The 21313-nt window shown below is 67.5% G+C and carries 18 protein-coding genes; 9 read left to right on the top strand and 9 right to left on the bottom strand.

Going from position 1 to position 21313, the window contains the following annotated elements:
- Nucleotides 1–47 precede the first annotated feature (47 nt).
- The 7 genes from FOC84_RS20450 (at nucleotide 48) to fabI (ending at nucleotide 7025) form a co-directional block, all read left to right on the top strand.
- The gene (locus tag FOC84_RS20450) at nucleotides 48–377 is read left to right on the top strand and encodes a DHCW motif cupin fold protein (protein ID WP_173146035.1); all 330 of its coding nucleotides are present in this window, start codon (nucleotides 48–50) and stop codon (nucleotides 375–377) included.
- Between the two features lie 102 nt (nucleotides 378–479).
- Nucleotides 480–1115 (top strand): glutathione transferase, encoded by a 636-nt coding sequence (gene yfcF / locus FOC84_RS20445; protein WP_173146034.1) that lies wholly within the window; start codon nucleotides 480–482, stop codon nucleotides 1113–1115.
- A gap of 17 nt (nucleotides 1116–1132) precedes the next feature.
- On the top strand, nucleotides 1133–1531 hold the full coding sequence (locus tag FOC84_RS20440) for a VOC family protein (protein ID WP_173146033.1): 399 nt from the start codon (nucleotides 1133–1135) through the stop codon (nucleotides 1529–1531).
- Nucleotides 1532–1713: 182 nt separating this feature from the next.
- On the top strand, nucleotides 1714–4098 hold the full coding sequence (locus tag FOC84_RS20435) for a DUF3141 domain-containing protein (protein WP_173146032.1): 2385 nt from the start codon (nucleotides 1714–1716) through the stop codon (nucleotides 4096–4098).
- Nucleotides 4095–5039 (top strand): phosphate acetyltransferase, encoded by a 945-nt coding sequence (locus FOC84_RS20430; protein ID WP_173146031.1) that lies wholly within the window; start codon nucleotides 4095–4097, stop codon nucleotides 5037–5039. The genes FOC84_RS20435 and FOC84_RS20430 overlap by 4 nt, the downstream gene beginning before the upstream one ends.
- A 31-nt stretch (nucleotides 5040–5070) precedes the next feature.
- Nucleotides 5071–6255 (top strand): acetate/propionate family kinase, encoded by a 1185-nt coding sequence (locus tag FOC84_RS20425; protein ID WP_173146030.1) that lies wholly within the window; start codon nucleotides 5071–5073, stop codon nucleotides 6253–6255.
- Nucleotides 6252–7025 carry an enoyl-ACP reductase FabI gene (gene fabI / locus FOC84_RS20420; RefSeq protein WP_173146029.1) on the top strand — a complete coding sequence of 258 codons (774 nt, stop codon included), beginning with the start codon at nucleotides 6252–6254 and terminating at the stop codon, nucleotides 7023–7025. Before FOC84_RS20425 ends, fabI begins: the two co-directional genes overlap by 4 nt.
- 71 nt (nucleotides 7026–7096) lie before the next feature.
- On the opposite strand, the gene FOC84_RS20415 is transcribed toward fabI, so the two are convergent.
- The 4 genes from FOC84_RS20415 to tkt all read right to left on the bottom strand — a co-directional run bounded on the left by FOC84_RS20415 (nucleotide 7097) and on the right by tkt (nucleotide 13297).
- Nucleotides 7097–8785: a SulP family inorganic anion transporter gene (locus FOC84_RS20415; protein WP_173146028.1), complete on the bottom strand. Its 1689-nt coding sequence runs from the start codon at nucleotides 8783–8785 to the stop codon at nucleotides 7097–7099.
- Nucleotides 8786–8943: 158 nt separating this feature from the next.
- Nucleotides 8944–10140 (bottom strand): phosphoglycerate kinase, encoded by a 1197-nt coding sequence (locus tag FOC84_RS20410; RefSeq protein ID WP_173146027.1) that lies wholly within the window; start codon nucleotides 10138–10140, stop codon nucleotides 8944–8946.
- 95 nt (nucleotides 10141–10235) lie between these two features.
- Complete coding sequence (gene gap, locus FOC84_RS20405; RefSeq protein WP_013395726.1) at nucleotides 10236–11246, bottom strand: type I glyceraldehyde-3-phosphate dehydrogenase; 1011 nt, start codon at nucleotides 11244–11246, stop codon at nucleotides 10236–10238.
- A gap of 14 nt (nucleotides 11247–11260) precedes the next feature.
- The gene (tkt, locus tag FOC84_RS20400; RefSeq protein WP_173146026.1) at nucleotides 11261–13297 is read right to left on the bottom strand and encodes a transketolase; all 2037 of its coding nucleotides are present in this window, start codon (nucleotides 13295–13297) and stop codon (nucleotides 11261–11263) included.
- 162 nt (nucleotides 13298–13459) lie between these two features.
- Between tkt and FOC84_RS20395 the strand changes: the two genes are divergently transcribed.
- Nucleotides 13460–14191: a 16S rRNA (uracil(1498)-N(3))-methyltransferase gene (locus tag FOC84_RS20395; RefSeq protein WP_173150300.1), complete on the top strand. Its 732-nt coding sequence runs from the start codon at nucleotides 13460–13462 to the stop codon at nucleotides 14189–14191.
- A 10-nt stretch (nucleotides 14192–14201) separates the two neighbouring features.
- On the opposite strand, the gene FOC84_RS20390 is transcribed toward FOC84_RS20395, so the two are convergent.
- From FOC84_RS20390 to FOC84_RS20375, 4 genes are all read right to left on the bottom strand, one after another.
- Nucleotides 14202–14669 (bottom strand): barstar family protein, encoded by a 468-nt coding sequence (locus FOC84_RS20390; protein ID WP_173146025.1) that lies wholly within the window; start codon nucleotides 14667–14669, stop codon nucleotides 14202–14204.
- Entirely contained in the window at nucleotides 14666–15895 is a 1230-nt protein-coding gene (locus FOC84_RS20385) for a patatin-like phospholipase family protein (RefSeq protein ID WP_254241718.1), read from the bottom strand. Before FOC84_RS20385 ends, FOC84_RS20390 begins: the two co-directional genes overlap by 4 nt.
- Nucleotides 15876–18164, bottom strand: a complete 2289-nt coding sequence (locus FOC84_RS20380) for an NADP-dependent malic enzyme (RefSeq protein WP_173146024.1) — start codon at nucleotides 18162–18164, stop codon at nucleotides 15876–15878. Before FOC84_RS20380 ends, FOC84_RS20385 begins: the two co-directional genes overlap by 20 nt.
- Before the next feature lie 142 nt (nucleotides 18165–18306).
- The gene (locus FOC84_RS20375; protein ID WP_173146023.1) at nucleotides 18307–19194 is read right to left on the bottom strand and encodes an FAD-binding protein; all 888 of its coding nucleotides are present in this window, start codon (nucleotides 19192–19194) and stop codon (nucleotides 18307–18309) included.
- A gap of 43 nt (nucleotides 19195–19237) precedes the next feature.
- On the opposite strand from FOC84_RS20375, the gene FOC84_RS20370 reads away from it, so the two are divergent.
- Entirely contained in the window at nucleotides 19238–20398 is a 1161-nt protein-coding gene (locus FOC84_RS20370) for a pyridoxal phosphate-dependent aminotransferase (protein ID WP_173146022.1), read from the top strand.
- Between the two features lie 70 nt (nucleotides 20399–20468).
- Here FOC84_RS20370 and FOC84_RS20365 read toward each other — a convergent pair whose 3' ends face one another.
- Nucleotides 20469–21287 (bottom strand): lytic transglycosylase domain-containing protein, encoded by an 819-nt coding sequence (locus FOC84_RS20365; protein ID WP_173146021.1) that lies wholly within the window; start codon nucleotides 21285–21287, stop codon nucleotides 20469–20471.
- Between the last annotated feature and the right edge of the window lie 26 nt (nucleotides 21288–21313).

Raw genomic sequence — 21313 nt, 5'->3', positions numbered from 1 at the left:
TTCCATGCCGGACGCCGTAGCGTCCGGACCACGACGCAGGAATCACCATGAAGATGAGCAACATCCCCTTCGGCACCACCGACTGGTCCGAGGTGGAACCCACCGAGCACGCCGGCGACACCGGCATGGCCTATTGGCGCACCCGGCAGTTCGGCGACCTGCGCGTGCGCATGGTCGAATACACGCCGGGCTACCTGGCCGACCACTGGTGCAGCAAGGGCCACATTCTGTTCTGCCTGGAAGGCGAACTGCACACGGAACTGGAAGACGGCCGGCAGTTCGTGCTGACGCCCGGCATGAGCTACCAGGTCGCCGACCAAGCCGAGCCGCACCGCTCGTCGACCGCCGTCGGCGCCAAGCTCTTCATCGTCGACTGAGGCCCCGGCGCGACACGCCGGCCGCAGTTGCGTTACGCTTTGAAGTATCCGCGGCCTGCTGCCGCGGCGCATGCCGTTACCCGTCTGACCGGAGACTAGATTTTGGGCGCCCCGCTTACGCTATTCGTCGATTCCCTGTTCCTCAGCCCTTATGCCATGTCGGCCTATGTGGCGCTGACTGAAAAACAGCTGCCGTTCGAGGTGCGCCCCATCGACCTGGAAGCGGGCGAGCAACGCATGCAGCCCTATCAGAGCCGCGCGCTGACCTCCCGCGTGCCGGCCTTGACGCATGCGGATTTCAGCCTGACCGAATCCAGCGCCATCGCCGAGTACCTGGAAGACGCCTTCCCCGCCCCCGCGCATGCCGCGCTGTATCCGCGCGACCTGCGCCAACGCGCCCGCGCCCGCCAGGTGCAGGCGTGGCTGCGCAGCGATCTGGGCGCGCTGCGCCAGGAACGGCCCACCGAAACCGTGTTCTACGGCGCCACCGGCCTGCCGCTGTCCGATGCCGCCCACGCCGCCGCGGCCAAGCTCATCCACGTCGCCGGCACCTTGGTGGGCGCGGACCGGACCTCGCTGTTCGACGACTGGTGCCTTGCCGACACGGACCTCGCCGTGATGCTCAAGCGCCTGTTCCAGGACGATCTGCCCGACGCCCTGCGCGCCTATGCCGACGCCCAGTGGCAGCGCCCCTCCGTCCAGAAATGGCTGGAGCACAACGCCGCCGCCCGCAACTGAGCCGCCACGGAGCCGCGATGCAATTGCTGGATCACGTCTCCATCGCCGTTTCCCGCCTGGACGCCGCCCGGCCCTTCTACGACGCCGTCATGCAGGCGCTGGGCGCCGCCAAGGTCTATGACCGCCCCGACGCGCTAGGCTATGGCGAACGCTGCCGCGCCGATAGCAGCCAGCACAGCTACCTCTCCGTGTTCGCCGACGACGATGCCGGCGCCCCTGCCGCTCGCCGCCACTGGTGCTTCAAGGCGTCCAGCCGCGCCGCCGTCGACGCCTTCCATGCCGCCGGCCTGGCCCACGGAGGGCGCGACGACGGCTCCCCGGGCTTGCGCGAGCACTACCACCCGCAGTATTACGCCGCGTTCCTGCTGGACCCTTCGGGCAACCGCATCGAAGCGGTCTGCCACGACGCGGTTTGAACCGCCGCCCGGCTGGCCTGTCCTAAAGGGGACAGGTAAATCGACCAGCGCTTGACTTGTATCAAAACCTTCGATGTTGCACCGCAACATCAGTTGCGGTGTAATGGAGAGGTCAACTCGGCCGGTTCCACTCGGAATCGGCGCGGCGGTCCGCCGCCGCAAGCAACCTACAGGAGATCGCCATGGCCGGATCCGGCAACGATCGCGTACCCGCCCCGCCCTTCAACCCCTGGACGGCCGCCTACGAATACGCAGTCGACGCTTGGCAGCGCGGCGTGCTTTACGCTGACGTAATGCGCCAACGCGGCAACCAGTACCACGAGCACATGGCCAAGCGCGCGCCCAATGTGCTGAGCATGGAATCCGAACTGGTGATGGACGGCCGCTGTCTGCCGCGCCCCGTCAACTACGGCCTGCTGCGCATCACGCCGCCGGAAGGCGTGGAAACGGATCCGATCAAGCGCCCCTTCCTGGTGGTCGACCCGCGCGCCGGACACGGTCCCGGCATCGGCGGCTTCAAACCCGAAAGCGAGATCGGCGTGGCGCTGCGCGCGGGCCACCCCTGCTACTTCGCCACCTTCCTGCCGCAGCCCATGCCCACCCAGACCGTCGAGGACGTGATGATGGCCGAGGCGCGCTTCCTGGAAGAAATCATCGCGCTGCACCCCAACGCCGAGGGTAAGCCGGTGGTGGTGGCCAATTGCCAGGCGGGCTGGCAGATCATGATGACCGCCGCGGTGCGTCCCGAACTGTTCGGCCCCATCATCGTGGCCGGCGCGCCGCTGTCGTACTGGGCCGGCTGGCGCGGCATGAACCCCATGCGCTACGCTGGCGGCCTCTTGGGCGGCAGTTGGCTCACCGCCATGACCAGCGACCTGGGCGACGGCAAATTCGACGGCGCCTGGCTGGTGCAGAACTTCGAGAACCTGAATCCGGCCAACACCCTGTGGTCCAAGCAGTACAACCTGTACTCCAACGTCGACACCGAGGCCAAGCGCTACCTGAGCTTCGAGAAATGGTGGGGCGGCCACGTCTTCCTGAACGGCCCGGAAATCCAGTACATCGTCGACAACCTGTTCGTCGGCAACCGCCTGGCCACCGCCGGCCTGGTGACCTCGGACGGCATCCGCATCGACCTGCGCAACATCCGTTCACCCATCGTGGTGTTCTGCTCCAAGGGCGACAACATCACGCCCCCGCCGCAGGCGCTGGGCTGGATCCCCGACCTGTACCAGAACGAATCCGAAGTGCTGGCGCATGGCCAGACCATCGTCTATGCGGTGCACGAAAGCATCGGCCACCTGGGCATCTTCGTGTCCGGCAGCGTGGCGCGCAAAGAGCACCAGGAATTCACGTCCAACATCGACATGATCGACGTGCTGCCGCCGGGCATCTATCAGGCCGAGATCGCCGACAAGACGCCGGACACGCTCAACGCCGACCTGGCCCAAGGCAACTACGTGCTGTCGTTCGAACAACGCAGCCTGGACGACGTGCGCGCCATCGTCGAGCGCAATGAAGAGGACGACCGCCGCTTCGCCGCCGTCGCCCGCATTTCCGACATCAACCTGGGCATGTACCGCAGCTTCGTGCAGCCCTGGCTGCGCGCCCTGGTGACGCCGCAGTCGGCGGAATGGTCGCAGCGCCTGCATCCGCTGCGCCTGCCCTACGAACTGATCTCCGACCGCAACCCGCTGATCGCGCCCATCGCGCAGGTCGCCGAGCAGGTGCGCGAGCAGCGCCAGCCGGCCTCGCCCGCAAACCCCTTCCTGATGGCCCAGGAAATGTTCTCGAACCTGATCGAGACCAGCCTGAACATCTGGCAGGAACTGCGCGATTCCGCCGACGAGCGCACCTTCATGGGCGTGTATGGCTCGCCGCTGGTGCAGGACCTGGCCGGCCTGGGCGCGCGTTCCGGCCCGCCGCGCAAGCATCCGGGCGTATCGCCCGAACACCGCCGCTTCATGGAAGAGCGCGCCGCCGAGCTGCGCTCATTGATGCTGGAAGGCGGCCTGCGCGTCGCCGCGATCCGCATGCTGCTGTATGTGTCGGGAGCCGAAGGCGGCCTGGACGAACGCAGCTACGCGCTGATCCGCAAGATGCGCGCCGAATCCGACACCGCGCTGTCGCTGCAGGAATTCAAGGACATCATCCGCGATCAGGCCTTGATGATGACCCTGGACGCGGCCGGCGCCATCCAGGCCATCCCGCACCTGCTGGACAACGCGCCCGCCCCCGCGATCCGTGAAACGCTGAACACCATGAAGCATGTGCTGGAAGCCGCCGAACCCTTGAGCGAGGCCGCCCGCATCAGCCTGGACGAGATGGAACGGATCTTCGAGTACGCCGAGCGCCGTGCGCAGAAGCGCGAAGAAGCGCTGCAACCGGCTCCCGCGCCCAAGAAGGCGCCGGCTGCGGCGCGCAAATCCGTGCGCGCTGCGGCTGAGGCTGCCGCTCCCAAGCTGGCCGCGCCCAAGCCGGCCGCGCCGCTGCGCGCCAAGCGCGGCGCCTCCGCCAAACCCGCCGCGCGTCCCGCGCGCAAATCCGCCAAGGCGAAATCCGCATGACGCTGCCCCCTTCGACCCATTACGACAAGCTCATCGCGCGCGCGCAGACGCTAGCGCCGGCGCATTGCGCCATCGCCCACCCCTGCGACGAACCCTCGCTGTCGGCCGCGCTCGAAGCGCGCGACCTGGGCCTGCTCAAGCCCATCCTGGTGGGCCCGGAGCAGAAGATCCGCGCCGTCGCCGCCGAGCACAAGCTGAACCTGGGCGATGCCCGCATCGTCGATGCGCCGCACAGCCACGCGGCGGCCGAATGCGCCGTCGCCCTGGTGCGCAGCGGCGAAGCCGAACTGCTGATGAAGGGCAGCCTGCACACGGACGAACTGATGCACGAAGTGGTGGCGCGCAGCACCGGGCTGCGCAGCAGCCGGCGCATCAGCCACGTCTTCATCATGGAAGTGCCGACCTACGCGGAGCCGCTCTTCATCACCGACGCCGCCATCAACATCTTCCCGGACCTGGAAACCAAGGCCGACATCATCCGCAACGTGATCGACCTGCACCACGGCCTGGGCCTGGGCGAGCCGCGCGTGGCGATCCTGTCGGCGGTCGAGCAGGTCAATCCCAGCATCCCCAGCACCATCGAGGCCGCCGCGCTGTGCAAGATGGCCGACCGCGGCCAGATCGCGGGCGGCCTGCTGGACGGCCCGCTGGCGCTGGACAACGCCATCAGCCCCGAGGCCGCCCGCATCAAGGGCATACGCTCGCCGGTGGCCGGCGTGGCCCAGGTGCTGGTGGTGCCCGACCTGGAGGCCGGCAACATGTTGGCCAAGAACCTGACCTTCCTGGCCAACGCCGAGGCGGCCGGCATCGTGCTGGGCGCGCGCGTGCCCATCATCCTGACCAGCCGCGCCGACAGCCCGCGCTCGCGCCTTGCGTCCTGCGCGGTCGCCGCCATCTACGCCCACCACCTGGCCCAGCAACAGGCCCGCCCGCTCGCCTGAAGCGCCCCTCAGAATCCGGAATCACAGCGCCATGACCGATACCATCCTCGTCATCAACGCCGGCAGTTCCAGCATCAAGTTCTACCTGTACGACATCGACGGCGCGCAGGAGCTGGCGCCGCGCCTGGGCGGCCAGCTCGAAGGCATAGGCACCTCGCACCCGAAGCTGAAGGTGCGCGACGCCGCCGGCCAGACCCTGGTCGAACGCGAGATCGCGCCCAGCCACGCGCCCGACGTGCCCAATGGCCAGGAGGTCGTCGGCACCTGGCTCAGCGGCCACCTGGGCGGCGCGCCGCTGGCGGTGGGCCACCGGGTGGTGCACGGCGGCCCCGAGTTGTCCGAACCGGTACTGATCGACGACGCCATCCTGGCCAAGCTCGACACGTTCACGCCGCTGGCGCCGCTGCACCAGCCGAACAACCTGGCGCCCATCCGCGTGATCCGCGAGCGCCGTCCCTGGATTCCGCAGGTCGCCTGCTTCGACACCGCGTTCCACCGCAGCCACTCCGACGTGGCCGACCGCTACGCCCTGCCGGAGCGGCTGTACCAGGAGGGCGTGCGCCGCTACGGCTTCCATGGCCTGTCCTACGAATACATCGCGCAGCGCCTGAAGAAGGCGTTGCCGGACATCGCCGGCGGCAAGATCATCGCGGCCCATCTGGGCTCGGGCGTTTCCGCCTGCGCCATGCATCACGGCAAGAGCGTGGACAGCACCATGGGCTTCACCGCGCTGGAAGGCCTGCCCATGGGCACCCGCCCCGGCCGCCTGGACCCGGGCGTGGTGCTGTGGATGATGGAACGCGGCATGACCCACGACGAGATCGAGCACCTGCTCTATCACGATTGCGGCATGAAGGGCCTCTCCGGCATCAGCAACGACATGCGCGAACTGCTGGCCAGCGACGCGCCCTCGGCCAAGTTGGCGCTGCAGTACTTCGCCTGGCGCGTGGCCGAAGGCATGATAGGCCTGGCCTGCGCCATGAACGGCGTGGACGGCATCGTGTTCACCGCGGGCGTGGGCGAGAACTCCGCCGAGATCCGCCAGGCGATCAGCGAGCACTGGGGCTGGCTGGGCATCAAGCTGGACCCGGAACGCAACGCCCGCCACGGCCCCCGCATTTCCACCGACGACAGCCGCATCGGCGTCTACGTGGTGCGCACCAACGAGGAACTGATCATCGCCCAGCACACACTTGCACTGGTGAAGCAGCGATGAGCGCGGCCTTGCCGCTGGCGGGCAAGCGCGGCCTGGTGACGGGCATTGCCAATGCCGACTCGATCGCCTGGGGCTGCGCCAAGGCCTTCCGCGCCCTGGGCGCGGAGCTGGCCGTGACCTACCTGAACGACAAGGCCCTGCGCCACGTGGAGCCGCTGGCCCGCCAGGTGGAGGCGCCGCTGCTGCTGCCGCTGGACCTGATGCGCGAAGGCCAGCTGGAGGCCGTGTTCGACAGCGTCGCCGCCGAATGGGGCCAGCTGGATTTCGTGCTGCACTCCATCGCCTTTGCCCCGCGCGACGATCTGCACGGCCGCGTGACCGATTGCTCGCGCGAGGGCTTCCTGCAGGCCATGGACGTGTCCTGCTGGTCCTTCATCCGCATGGCCAAGCTGGCCGAGCCGCTGATGCGCAACGGCGGCACGCTGTTCTGCATGAGCTACTACGGCTCGCAGATGGTGGTCGAGCACTACAACATGATGGGGCCGGTGAAGGCCGCGCTGGAATCCGCCACCCGCTACCTGGCGGCGGAACTGGGTCCGCAGGGCATACGCGTGCACGCGATATCGCCGGGACCTCTGAAGACGCGCGCCGCCTCGGGCATCGCCGAATTCGACGCCCTGCTGGACCGGGCCCAGGCCAAGGCCCCCACGCGCAGCCTGGTGTCCATCGACGACGTGGGCGAAGCCACCGCCTGGCTCGCCACCGATGCCGCCCGCCGCATGACCGGGCAGACGATATACATCGACGGCGGTTATCACATCATCGACTAGCAGGGGGGGCGCCTAGCCGGGGGCGCCTAGCCGGGGGCGCCTTAGCCGGGGGCGCCTTAGCCGGGGGCGCCCTAACCCAGCGCCGCGGGCGGCGCCTGGCGCCAGCGTTCGATCGCTTCCACCGCCTGCTCAGGGCTGCCGAAGATCTTTTCACGGCCGATCTTCTTGACCAGGCCCGAGCGTTCCAACGCGGTGCGGAACTGGCCGTGTCCGCCCGCGACCAGCAGCGTGATGCCGCGTTCGTCCAGCGCATGCTTCAGTTCGTACAAGGCTTCGACCGCGTCGGCGTCAGCCTGGGTCATGGCTTCGGCGTCCAGCACGAACCAGTGCACGTCGCCGGCCTGCTCGATGATCTCGCGCGCGCGCCGGCGGAAGGCATCGGCGTTGAAGAACCACACCGATGACTCGAACAGCCAGATCACCGTGCCCGGCACCGGCTGGGCCTCGGGATTCAAGTGCAGCTTGCCCAGCACCGTTTCTCCGGGCAGCCGGCCCAACAGGGCATCGCGCGGATTGCCCGACACGTACATCGCATACAGCAGCGTGGCGCCCACCGACACCGCCACGCCTTGCAGCACGCCAAAGCCCACCACGCCCACCGCGGCCAAAATGCCGAAGGCCAGCTCGATGCGCGAGATGCGCGCCAGGCGCATGAAGGCATGGCCGTCGAACAGACTGATGGCGGCCAGCAGCAGGATGGCCGACAGCACGGCCTGCGGCAGCCAGAACAGCGGTCCGCTCAAGAGCCCCACCACGACCGCCAACGCCGCCGCGGCCGTGACGCTGACCAGCGGCGAGGAACCGCCAGCCACCAGCCCCACCGCGGTGCGCGAGTCGGCGCCCGTCACCACGAAGCCCTGGAACAGGCCCGCCGCCATGTTGGCCGCGCCAAAGCCCACCAGTTCGCGGTTGGGATCCACGTGCTCCCCGGTGCGCGCGGCAAAGCTGCGCGCCGTCACGATGCCGCTGGAAAAGCTGACCACCAGCACCCCGGCAGCGCCCAGCAGAATGCCGTCCACGCCCTCCAGGCGCACCGGCAGGCTCAGGGCCGGCAAGCCGGCAGGCACCTCGCCCACGACGGCAATGCCCAGCCCCGGAAAATTGAACAGCCACGACAGCAGGCAGGCCAGCACCACCAGCAGGATGGGGCCGGGCCAGGTCGGCCGCCAGCGCTTGACCGCCACCAGCAGCGCGCAGGACGTCAGGCCCAGGATCAGGGTGGGGATCTGGATTTCGGGCAGGCGCCGCGACAGCTCCAGGAAGGGATGCACCAGGCCGCTGTTGCGCAGGCCGACGCCGGTCAGGCCGCTCAATTGCGACAGCGCCAGCGTGATCGCCACGCCCGCCATATAGCCGATCAGCACCGGCCGCGACAGCAGGTTGGCCAGCACGCCCAGCCGCAGGGCGCGCGCGATCAGGCAGCCCAAGCCGACCGTCAGGGCGATGCCGGTGGCGGCCACCAACCGGTCTTCCGGCGTGGTCAGCGCCATTCCGGTCAGCGTGGCGGCGATCAGGGTGCAGGTGGCCGTGTCCGGCCCGACGATCAAGGTGCGCGACGAGCCGAACAAGGCGTAGCCCAGCATCCCGGCGATGGCCGCCCACAGGCCGGCCACGGGCGGCACGCCCATCATGGCGGCGTAGGCCAGGCCCACCGGCAGCGCCACCGCCGCCACGCTCAGGCCGGCGGTGATGTCGCGCCGCGCCGATTCCCGGGTGATGCCGCGGAAATTGTTGAGGCCGGGAATGAAACGTAGGTTCATGGTGCTGCGGAGAAATCGGGGATGAAGCGAACGCGGAGAGCGTGCCAGTTTGCGCCAAGGCTACACCAAGGCAGCCGAAGCCGGGCGGCCACGATCAAGGCGCCGGCATAAAAAAGCCGCCCCATCGGGGCGGCTTCGGCCTTGCATGGCAAGACGTATTACTTGATATAGCGGGCTTCCAGCACGGCCACGGCGGGCAGCGTCTTGCCTTCCAGGAATTCCAGGAAAGCGCCGCCGCCGGTCGAGATGTAGCCGACCTGCTCGCCGATGCCGTACTTGGCGATGGCGGCCAGCGTGTCGCCGCCGCCGGCGATCGAAAAGCCTTCCGATTCGGCAATCGCGCGCGCCACCACTTCGGTGCCGTTGGCGAACTGGTCGAATTCGAACACGCCCACCGGGCCGTTCCAGACGATGGTGCCGGCCTGCTTCAGGATCTCGGCCAGCTGCGCCGCGGTCTTGGGACCGATGTCCAGGATCATGTCGTCGTCGGCCACGTCCCCAGCCGCCTTGACGGTGGCTTCGGCGTCAGCGCCAAACGCCTTGGCGCACACCACATCCACCGGGATCGGCACGGCCGCGCCGCGCTGCTTCATGATGTCGATCACGGCGCGCGCCTGGTCGACCTGGTCGGGTTCGGCCAGCGACTTGCCGATGGGCAGACCGGCGGCCAGCAGGAAGGTGTTGGCGATGCCGCCGCCCACGACCAATTGGTCGACCTTGTCGGCCAGCGATTGCAGGATCGACAACTTGGTCGACACCTTGGAGCCGCCCACGATGGCGACCAGCGGACGCTTGGGTTCATGCAGGGCGCGGCCCAGGGCATCCAGCTCAGCGGCCAGCAGCGGGCCGGCGCAGGCCACGGGCGCGAAGCGCGCGATGCCGTGGGTGGTGGCTTCGGCGCGGTGGGCGGTGCCGAACGCGTCGTTGACGTAGACGTCGCACAGCGCGGCCATCTTCTTGGCCAGCGTCTCGTCGTCTTTCTTTTCGCCGACGTTGACGCGGCAGTTTTCCAGCAGCACGACCTGGCCGTGATCGACCTGGACGCCGTCGACCCAGTCGCGCACCAGCTGCACGGGCATGCCCAACAGCTCGGACAGGCGCTGGCCGACCTTGGCCAGCGAATCGGCGTCGGTCAGCACGCCTTCCTTGGGACGGCCCAGGTGGGACGTGACCATGACGGCGGCGCCGGCGTCCAGCGCCATGCGGATGCCGGGCACCGAGGCGCGGATGCGGGTGTCTTCGCTGATGCGGCCGGCGTCGTCGAACGGCACGTTCAGATCGGCGCGGATGAACACGCGCTTGCCGGACAGGGCGCCGGACTTCGCCAGCGCGGACAGAGTGTTGACCTTGGACATATTTGGATTCCTACGATGGGCGTACAAAGGGGACGAACCCATTTTCCGCACTCGCGGAAAACAAATCCGTCCCCTCTATGGACTAGCCGTGCTGCTTACTTGGCCGACATCAGCGCGACGGTGGTGTCGAGCATGCGGTTCGAGAAGCCCCACTCGTTGTCGTACCAGGACGAGACCTTGACCAGGCGGCCCGAAACCTTGGTCAGCGACGCGTCAACGGTGCTGGAGGCCGGGTTGTGGTTGTAGTCCACCGAAACCAGGGGCTCGGTGTTGTAGTCCAGGATGCCCTTGAGCTCGCCTTCCGACGCGGCCTTCAGGATGCCGTTCACTTCTTCGGCGGTCGTGTCGCGGCTGGCCACGAACGACAGGTCGACCAGCGACACGTTGATGGTCGGGACGCGGATGGCGTAGCCGTCCAGCTTGCCGTTCAGTTCCGGCAGCACCAGGCCCACGGCGGCGGCAGCGCCGGTCTTCGTGGGGATCATGCTCATGGTGGCCGAACGCGCGCGGCGCAGGTCTTCGTGGTAGACGTCGGTCAGGACCTGGTCGTTGGTGTAGGCGTGGACCGTGGTCATCAGGCCGTTTTCCAGGCCCAGCTTGTCGTTCAGCGGCTTGACCAGCGGGGCCAGGCAGTTGGTGGTGCACGAAGCGTTGGAGATGACGGTGTCGGTAGCCTTCAGCACGCCGTGGTTCACGCCGTACACGATGGTGGCGTCGACATCCTTGCCGCCGGGGGCCGAGATGATGACTTTCTTGGCGCCGCCCTTGATGTGCGCGCCGGCCTTTTCCTTGGTCGTGAAGAAGCCCGTGCACTCCAGCACCACGTCGACCTTGAGCTCGCCCCAGGGCAGCTCGGCCGGGTTGCGGTTGGCCAGCACGCGGATCTTGTCGCCGTTGACGACCATGAAGTCGCCGTCGACTTCGACGGTGCCCGGGAACTTGCCGTGGGCGGTGTCGTAGCGCGTCAGGTGCGCGTTGGTCTTGGGATCGCCCAGGTCATTGATGGCGACGATTTCGATATCGTGCTTCTTGCCACCTTCGTAGTGGGCACGCAGGATGTTGCGGCCGATGCGACCGTAACCGTTGATGGCGACGCGAATAGTCATGACTGAGCTCCTTTTTACAAAACTTGCTTGACGGTCTCGGCCACCTTGTCGGCGGTCAGCCCGAAGAACTTGAACAATGCGCCAGCAGGCGCGGATTCACCGTAGCGGTCGATGCCGACGACGGCGCCTTCCAGGCCCACGTACTTGTGCCAGAAGGCGGTGATGCCGGCTTCGACGGCCACCCGCGGCAGGCCCTTGGGCAGCACGGATTGCTTCCAGGCGGCGTCCTGGCGGTCGAACACGTCGGTGCTGGGCATGGAGACCACGCGCACGGCGATGCCTTCCTTGGCCAGCTGCGCCTGCGCGTCCAGCGCGATGGCGACTTCCGAGCCGGTGGCGATGATGACGGCGCGGGCGCCTTCGGCATCTCGCAACACATAGCCGCCGCGGGCGATGGCCTCGACGGTGGCGGCATCGCGCGGCACGAACGGCAGGTTCTGGCGCGACAGCAACAGGGCCGTCGGGCCGCCGTCGTGCACGTCCATGCCGATGCTGGTCGGGCGCGTCACGGCCGCATTCCAGGCCACGGCGGTTTCAGCCGTATCGCAAGGACGCCACAGCGACAGGTTGGGGATCAGGCGCAGGCTGGAAGCGTGCTCGATCGACTGGTGGGTCGGGCCGTCTTCGCCCAGGCCGATGGAGTCGTGGGTGAACACGTGGATCACGCGCTGCTTCATCAGCGCGGCCATGCGGATGGCGTTGCGCGAGTAGTCGGAGAAGGTCAGGAAGGTGCCGCCGAACGGCAGGTAGCCGCCGTGCAGGGCCACGCCGTTCATGATGGCGGCCATGCCGAATTCGCGCACGCCGTAGTTGATGTGGCGGCCGAACTGAATGCCATGGTCACCAGCGCGGACGGCGCCGACGCCCTTCCAGTCGGTGAAGTTGGAACCGGTCAGGTCGGCCGAGCCGCCCAGCATTTCCGGCAGCAGCGGCGCCAGCGCGGTGATCGCGAACTGCGAAGCCTTGCGGGTGGCGACGGTTTCGGCCTTTTCCAGCGTGGCGTCCAGGAACGCCTTGAACTGTTCGGCGTAGCCGGCGGGCATTTCGCCCTTCATGCGGCGCTTGAATTCGGCGGCTTCGGCGGGGAATTCGGCGGCGTAGGCGTCAAACGCCGACTGCCATTCGGCCTGCGCGGCGGCGCCTTGCTTGCGGCCATCCCAGCCGTCGTAGATGTCTTGCGGAATCTGGAACGGTTCCGACGACCAGCCCAGCGCGGCGCGGGTGGCGGCGATCTCGTCCTTGCCCAGCGGCGCGCCGTGCACATTGTGCGTGCCGGCCATGTTGGGCGAACCCTTGCCGATGACGGTGCGGCAGACGATCAGCGTGGGCTTTTCCGATTGCTTGCGGGCAGCCTTGATGGCGGCGTCCACGGCGGCGACGTCATGGCCGTCGATGCCGCGGATCACGTTCCAGCCGTAGCCTTCGAAGCGCTTGGCGGTGTCGTCGGCGAACCAGTGCTCGACGTGGCCGTCGATGGAAATGCCGTTGTCGTCATACAGCACGACCAGCTTGCCCAGCTTGAGCGTGCCGGCCAGCGAGCAGACTTCGTGCGAGATGCCTTCCATCAGGCAGCCGTCGCCGGTGAAAGCGTAGGTGTGGTGGTCGACCAGCGTGTGGCCGGGCTTGTTGAACTCGGCGGCCAGCAGCGCTTCGGCCAGCGCCATGCCCACGGCATTGCCCAGCCCCTGGCCCAGCGGACCGGTGGTCGTTTCCACGCCCGGGGTGATGCCCACTTCGGGGTGGCCCGGCGTCTTGGAATGCAACTGGCGGAAATTCTTCAGCTCTTCGATCGGCAGGTCGTAGCCGGTCAGGTGCAGCAAGGCGTAGATCAGCATCGAGCCGTGGCCGTTGGACAGCACGAAGCGGTCGCGGTTGGCCCAGGCGGGATCCTTGGGATTGTGACGCAGGTTGCCGGCCCACAAGGCTTGGGCGATTTCCGCCATGCCCATGGGAGCACCCGGATGCCCGGAATTCGCTTGTTGCACGGCGTCCATCGCGAGGGCGCGGATGGCATCCGCCAAGGCAAGTTTAGGGGCGGTCGGATTGCTCATTCGGAAGGCTCTTTGAAGCTGGCGGGCCTACGGTCAAAATAGGGGCCAGTTGAGTAGGTTGCGAAGCATGGGATTTTAGCATCCAGGGGTTTCCCCCACGCCATCGGCCAGAAGGCGGCCCATGCTAGGCTAGCTTTCTGAATAAAAGAACCATAGATGTCCATGTCAGCCCCCCGCTTCTTCTGTGATATCCCCCTGAGCGCCGGCGCCCGCGTCGCGCTTCCCGAAGCCCTGGCGCACCATGCGCTGCGCGTGCTGCGCCTGCGCGCCGGCGAGGCCGTGGCGCTGTTCAACGGCCAGGGCGGCGAGTATCCCGCCACGCTCGAAGTGGAAGGCAAGGCCGGTTTTGCCCAACTGGGGGAATTCCTGCCGCGCGAGGCCGAACTGGGCGGACGCGTTACCCTGGTGCAGGGCCTGCCTTCCGGGGACAAGATGGACTGGGTGGTGGAAAAAGCCGTGGAGCTGGGCGCCGCGCGCGTCAGCCCCATCGCCGCCCAGCGCAGCGTGCTGCAGCTGTCAGGCGCCCGGCTCGACAAGCGCGTGGCGCATTGGCAGCGCATCGCGCAATCCGCCAGCGAACAATGCGGACGCAACCGGCTGATGGCGGTGGACGCGCCGCTCACCCTGGCCGAATGGCTGCAACAGCCCGCCGAGGGCCTGCGCCTGCTATGCCACCCGGAAGCGCGGGACGACCTTGGCGGCGCGCTGCGGACCGCGCCCGGCCTGCAGGCGCTGACCCTGCTGGTGGGACCGGAAGGAGGATGGTCGGACAAGGAATTGGCGCAGGCCCGCGAGGCCGGCGTGCAGGCCGTGCGCTTCGGCCCCCGGGTGCTGCGCACCGAGACCGCGGGACTGGCATTGCTGTCGGCGGCCAGCGCGCTGCTGGCCTGGTAGTACCGCCGGATCAGTGGTCTTCGCCGTAGGGCGCTGCCGCCACCCCGGGCTCGGGGTCCGGATGGCGTCCGGCGTGTTCGATGACATACGCAAAGACGCGACCGTTTTCGCGGGCGAAATCCGCCGCGTCGGAACAAACGGTTTCGATGCGGCCAGCGTCTTCTTCCAGCGCCGGGTCGCCCGAATGCAGCTTGTACAGCCACAGCACCACGCCGGTCTTGTGGTCCAGCACGGTGTCGCACAGGCAGTCGTAAAGAGCGTCCAGGTTGCCACCGAAGTACTCGGGGAAATCGACTGCCTTGACGATGGCGCGCAGCACCGCGGAACGGCTGCGGGCAGGATCGCAATTGGCGACAAACAAGGCCAGGCCAAGCTCATGGGCGGCGTCCACCACGGCCTTCTTGTCCAGCCCGTCATGGGCCAGCGCACCGCCGCGCAGCAGCTGCCGCTGCAGAGTAGATTGGCCATTGCGCGTCATGCCTGAGCCCCCTTGAAAAAGGCGATCACTTCGTCGTTACGCTGCATCGTATCGGCATAACCCAGTTCAATCAATCGCTTGGTGTAGCTGGATTCAAATAAGAGATAGGACATCAGCGACCCGCCGCCGGGACGGTCTGGATCGGACGATACACCGAGTACGCGGAAAAGGGCACGGGCCTGGGCCGGCATATCCTGCAAATGTTCCAGCGCCATGACGTCCAGCGACTGGCTGGGCGTGATCGTCAGGACGTCGATGCGGCGCGCATGGCCATGCGTGCCCTCCCCGCCGGACTGGTCCATCAGGAAGTTGATGCGTTCCAGGCGTTCGACGTCGGCCGACAGGCCATCCAGGAAGATGCTGGCCAGCGCATGCCCGCCGACCTGGGCCAGCGAGGGATAAGGCGGCGAGTCCTCGCGGTTTTCAGGGTGGGTTTCGTCGCGGAACCCCGTGCCGATCACCAGCACGCGGTGCGCGCCCAAGTGGATGGCCGGGCTGATAGGCGCGAGCTGGCGCATCGAGCCGTCGCCGCACCACTCCCCCTTGCCGTGCACCTGCACCTGGCGGGCGGGAAAGACGAAGGGAATGGCGGACGAGGCCATCAGGTGGTCGATGCCGATGGGCGTGGGCAGCGCCAGGCGCAGATAGCGGTGCCAAGGCTCGATGGGCGTGTGTGCCTGGTAGAAGGTCAGGTGCTCGCCGCTGGTGTAGCCCGAAGCCGTGATCGCCAACGCCGACAGCGCGCCGGTTTCCAGATTGGTGCGCAGGTGCTGGAAGTCCAGCACCCGGCCCAACAGGGCCTGCATGGGGCTGTTGTCCAGCAGCGAATGGGGCCGCTTGCGCGTCAGGCCCGAGTACATCCACCCCAGCGACAGCAAGCCCAGCCAGCGCACGCCGGTGCGTATCAGGCCGGGCGCGTCGGCCCGGTAGATCATGTCGGTATTCAGGGAGGACCACAGCCGGCGGATACGGCGCACGCCCAGATGGGGCCGATCGGCGCGGCAGGCCAGCGCGGCGGCGTTGATGGCGCCGGCGGACGTGCCGCAGATGATGTGGAAGGGATTCTGGAAACGCGAATGCCAGTCCGGATCCAGCAGTTCCATGATGGCGCTGAGCACGCCCACCTGATAGGCGGCGCGAGCGCCGCCTCCTGTCAGGACCAGGCCGGTCGGCGTGCGCGGGCACGCCGGACCGGGTGGCGTCACATCAACGCGGTGTATTGACATCGACCACCGTCATCGCGGTCATGTTGACGATGCGGCGCACGGTGGAGCTGGAGGTCAGGATATGCACCGGTGCGTTGGCGCCCAGCAGGAACGGCCCCACCGCCACGTTGCCGCCGGCGGCCGTCTTCAACAGGTTGTAGGCGATGTTGCCCGAGTCCACGTTCGGGCACACCAGCAGATTGGCCTGGCCCTTGAGCGTGGACGACGGCAGGATGCGCATGCGCAAGGCTTCGTCCAGCGCGCAGTCGCCATGCATTTCGCCGTCGATCTCCAGGTCCGGCGCGGCCTGGCGCACCAGCTCCAGCGCGCGGCGCATCTTCGCGCCCGACGCCGAACTGCCCGAACCGAAGTTCGAACGCGACAGCAGCGCGACCTTGGGCGCCAGATACATGCGGCGCATCTCGTTGGCGGCGGCGATGGTGAATTCGGCGATCTGCTCGGCCGAAGGCTCATCGTTGACGTGCGTGTCCACCAACACCACCGTGCGCTCGTTGAGCAGCAGGATGTTCATGGCGGCGTACACGTTGTGGCCGGGACGGCGGCCGATGACTTCGTCCACGAAGCGCAGGTGATCGTGGTATGCGCCCACCGAACCGCAGACCATGCCGTCGGCATCGCCCAGACGCACCATCATCGCGCCGATCAGAGTCATGCGGCGGCGCATTTCCACGCGCGCCATTTCCTTGGTGATGCCGCGGCGGCACATCAGTTCCCAGTACGTGGTCCAGTACTGGTGGAAGCGCTCGTCGTATTCGGGGTTGGTGACTTCGACGTCCTCGCCCAGGCGCAGCCGCAGGCCCAGCTTTTCGATGCGGGTCAGCAGCACCGACGGACGGCCCACCAGGATGGGGCGGGCCAGGCCTTCGTCGACGATCACCTGCACCGCGCGCAACACGCGCTCGTCTTCGCCTTCGGCGAACACGATGCGGGCCGGGCCGCCCTCGCGCACGATGCGCTTGGACGCCGAGAACAGCGGCTTCATGAAGGCGCCCGAGTGGTACACGAACTGCTGCAGCTGCTCTTCGTAGGCTTCCAGGTCGGCCAGCGGACGCGTGGCCACGCCGCCTTCCATCGCGGCCTTGGCCACCGCCGGCGCAATGCGCACGATCAGGCGCGGGTCGAAGGGCTTGGGGATCAGGTATTCGGGGCCGAACGAAATATCAAAGGTGCCATAGGCCGCGGCCACGACTTCGTTCTGTTCCTCTTCGGCCAGCTCGGCGATGGCGTACACCGCCGCCTTTTCCATTTCGCGGGTGATCGTGGTCGCGCCCACATCCAGCGCGCCGCGGAAGATATAGGGGAAGCACAGCACGTTGTTGACCTGGTTCGGATAGTCCGAACGGCCCGTGGCCATGACCACGTCGTCGCGCACCGATTGCGCCAGCTCCGGCAGGATCTCGGGCGTGGGGTTGGCCAGCGCCAGGATCAGCGGACGCGGGCCCATCGCCGCGACCATCTCGGGCTTGAGCACGCCGCCGGCCGACAGGCCCAGGAACACGTCGGCGTCCGGGATCACCTCGGCCAGCTTGCGGGCATCGGTCTTCTGCGCGAAACGCGCCTTGTCCGGGTCCATCAGCGCAGTACGGCCTTCGTAGACCACGCCTTCGATGTCGGTGACCCAGATGTTTTCCAGCGGCAGGCCCAGATCCACCATCAGGTCCAGGCAGGCCAGCGCGGCCGCGCCGGCGCCCGAGGTCACCACCTTGACCTGCTTGATGTCCTTGCCCACGACCTTCAGGCCGTTGATGAAGGCGGCGGACACGCAGATCGCGGTGCCGTGCTGGTCGTCATGGAAGACGGGGATCTTCATGCGCTCGCGCAGCTTGCGCTCGACGGTGAAGCACTCCGGCGCCTTGATGTCTTCGAGGTTGATGCCGCCGAAGGTGGCTTCCAGGCCGGCGATGATCTCGACCAGCTTGTCCGGATCCGTCTCGTTGATCTCGATGTCGAAGACGTCCAGGCCGGCGAACTTCTTGAACAATACCGCCTTGCCTTCCATCACCGGCTTGGAAGCCAGCGCGCCGATGTTGCCCAGGCCCAGCACCGCGGTGCCGTTGGTGATCACGCCCACCAGGTTGCCGCGCGCGGTGTAGCGGTACACATTGGCCGGATCGGCCACGATCTCTTCACAGGCCGCCGCCACGCCGGGCGAGTACGCCAGGGCCAGGTCGCGCTGGTTGGTGAGCTGCTTGGTCGGCGTGACCGAGATTTTGCCGGGGCGTCCAAGCTCATGGTATTCAAGGGCGGCTTTGCGGAGATTGGCATCCATAGGGGCGGCTACTGGCTAGAGTGTGTGACACGAAAGGGGGGAATTCTATTCCGATGGCGGGCGCCGCGATACCTCGGCAATGCCCGCCTGCCCCTTGGATAAGCAGGCACATCCCATGTTAGCGCTGGCTTACAAATTGTCGCTATTCCGCAATGTGGAATAAGGGAAAACGTCCATCGGGATCGAACAGCGCCTTCACCCGGGAATCCAGGCGCGTGGTGGCGAGCCCCGGCGGCTCGCCCTGGCTTGCCGCAGGCCGTGGCGCGGGCGCGGCGTCGGCCACCGTCACCGACTGCACCCAGGCCAGCGTGCCGCCATGGCCCAGCAGCAGATGCGCCAGGTTGACGGTGGCGGGCGCGTCGGGCTTGAGCGCGTCCAGCCGGTAGCGGCCCAGCCAGCGCTCGCCGTCACGGGTGGCGAAGGCATCGCCGCCCGTAGCCAGCTGGAACAGCGCCGGAACCAGGCGCTGCACGGTGGCCGAACGCAGGGGCTGGACGTCCGATTCGCCGAACGGCCCCAGCGTTTCCTCTATGCCGTCCGCCAGCATCACGTCCAGCGCCAGCACCCCGGATTCGGCGCAGCGCCCGGCGGGCCAGTTGGCCTTGGCCGCCAGCCACGCGGCCAGCGTCAAATCCCCAGGCAGGCCGGCGAACTGCCGCAGCCCGGCCTGGGCCAGCGCCGCCACCGGCGTGCCGGGCTGTGCGCGCCAGCGCCCGGTATCGCCGGACAGGCGCACCAGGCCGGTCAGGGCGGACGAATCCACCCTGAGGAGCGGCCCATGAGCCGTCTCGAAAGGCCCTTCCGCCCCCTCCAGCGCCAGCGTCACGCGATATTCGGCACACAGCGTGCGCGCATGCGCCACGTCCGCGTCGCGCACCGGCGCCAGCAAACCCCGGGGACCGCCCTCTCCTGTCTCGCCCAGATCTCGGACGGATCCCTGGCAGAGCAGGCTCAGCCGCTCGATGAAGGCCGACCACGGGCTGCGGACCGGACGACGGCCCAGGAGGAAAGCGCGCCGGGATGGCTGCATGACTACAATTCCTTTTTCGCTACAAAACGCCTTCGAGAATCCGATGCCCCGCCTTGCCCATCGCACCCACGACTTCCTGACCTTCCAGGTAATGGAACTATTCAAGCAGGCGCAAGCGCTGCAGGCAGCGGGCAAGGACATTATCAGCCTGGGCATCGGCGAACCGGACTTTACCGCGCCCCCCCAGGTCGTGGAAGCGCTGGAACGCGCGGCGCGCGCCGGTCTCAGCGGCTACAGCCCCTCGGCCGGCCTGACGCCGCTGCGCGAGGCCATCGCCCAGTTCTACCACGAGCAGTTCGGCGCCCGGATCAATCCGTCCCGCGTCATCGTCACCGCGGGCGCCTCCGGCGCCCTGACGCTGGCCTGCGCGGCGCTGGTCAACCAGGGTGGCGAAGTGCTGATGCCGGACCCGTCCTACCCCGCCAACAGCAATTTCGTGCTGGCCGCCGGCGGCGTGCCGCGCCTGATCCCGAGCACGGCGGCCAAGCGCTTCCAGTTGTCGGCGCAGGACGTGGCCAGCCACTGGACGCCCGCCACCCAGGGCGTGCTGGTCGCCTCGCCCAGCAACCCCACCGGCACCTCGATCGACCACGGCGAGCTGGCCGAGCTGCTGGCGCAGGTCCGCGCCCGCGACGGCTTCGCCATCGTCGATGAAATCTACCTGGGCCTGTCCTATGAAGGCCAGCCGCGCTCGGCCCTGACCCTGGATGACGACGTCATCGTCATCAACAGCTTCTCGAAGTACTTCCACATGACGGGCTGGCGCCTGGGCTGGATGATCGTGCCCGAGGACATGGTGGCCCCAGTGGAGAAAATCGCCGCCAGCCTGGCGATCTGCGCGCCCACGCTGGCGCAGCATGCCGCGCTGGCCTGCTTCGAGCCCGGCGCGATGAAGACCTTCGAGCACCGCCGCGAGGCCTTCAAGCAGCGCCGCGACTACCTGCTGCCGGAATTCGAGCGCATGGGCATCCAGGTGCCGGTCAAGCCGGACGGCGCCTTCTATATCTATGCCGACATCGCCAACCTGGGCATGGACAGCGCCGCGTTCTCGCAGCGCCTGCTGCTGGAAGCCGGCGTGGCCGCGGTGCCGGGCCTGGACTTCGGACCGGCCCATGGCAGCCACACCATGCGCTTTTCCTACGCCACCGGCCTGGACCGCCTGGAAGAGGCCGTCGCCCGGATCGGCCGGCTGCTGCAGGGCTGATCCCAAAAACAAGACCCAAAAACAAAGCGCGTCCCAAGGGACGCGCTTTGCATTCAAGCCAGTACGGCGATCAGTCGCGCGCCAGCGCGATCCCGGAGGCCAGCGCCAGGCGGCGGCGTTCCGCCTGCACCTTGGCGCCATAGCCGTTGTCGTCCGGTCCCGTGGCGCCGACGTAGCATGCCAGGCCGCCATCGACCGAGCCGCGGCGGTTGATGCAATCGCGCAGGATCGTGGCTCCGACCCCGATATTTGCGGCCGGGTCCAGCGCGGTCTTGCCGACCGCGTCGAATTTTTCCTGGTGCACGCTGGTCATCACCTGCATCAGCCCCTGGGCGCCCACATGGCTTTCGGCCAGAGGGTTGTAGCGGGACTCGATGGCGATCACGGCCAGCACCAGCAGCGGATCCAGTTTCTTTTCGCGGCTGACCTTGTACACGACGTTCAACAGCGGGCCGGTGGCGTCATACGCGACCTTGTACTTGCGCGAAATATAGTTGCGCAAGGCTTCCGCCTGCGGGCCCGTGGCGCTCATCGCGACAGGCTTGGGCGCCGCGGGGGCGACACGGGCGGGCCCCAACATGCCTGTGGCATTGCTGGCGGGAGCAGTGGGAACGGCCATGGCAATTGCCGACGCACTGTCGGAACCCAGTTCGGAGCCGGCATCGAATTCGGTGCTGGCTTGCATGGATGTAGGCGCTAGGGCGGTCAACAAGGCTTTGTGCACTTGCAATGCCTGGTCGCGCAAACCAGGCAGGGCGAATCCCATGCTTACCGTCACAATGACCGCAATGCCCAGATAAACGGAGCAGATGCGCAGGGACTCGGCAAGATATTGGTGCACTCCTTGGGCCAGGCTCCTGAACAGGCTGGCCACTGACGCATCGGGCATAAAACCTCCTGCGTTAAAAAAGAGGG

Origin of the sequence: Achromobacter pestifer (genome assembly GCF_013267355.1) — a bacterium.
In the GTDB taxonomy this organism is placed as follows: domain Bacteria; phylum Pseudomonadota; class Gammaproteobacteria; order Burkholderiales; family Burkholderiaceae_B; genus Achromobacter; species Achromobacter pestifer_A.
This window is presented reverse-complemented; position numbering and strand designations above follow the sequence as displayed.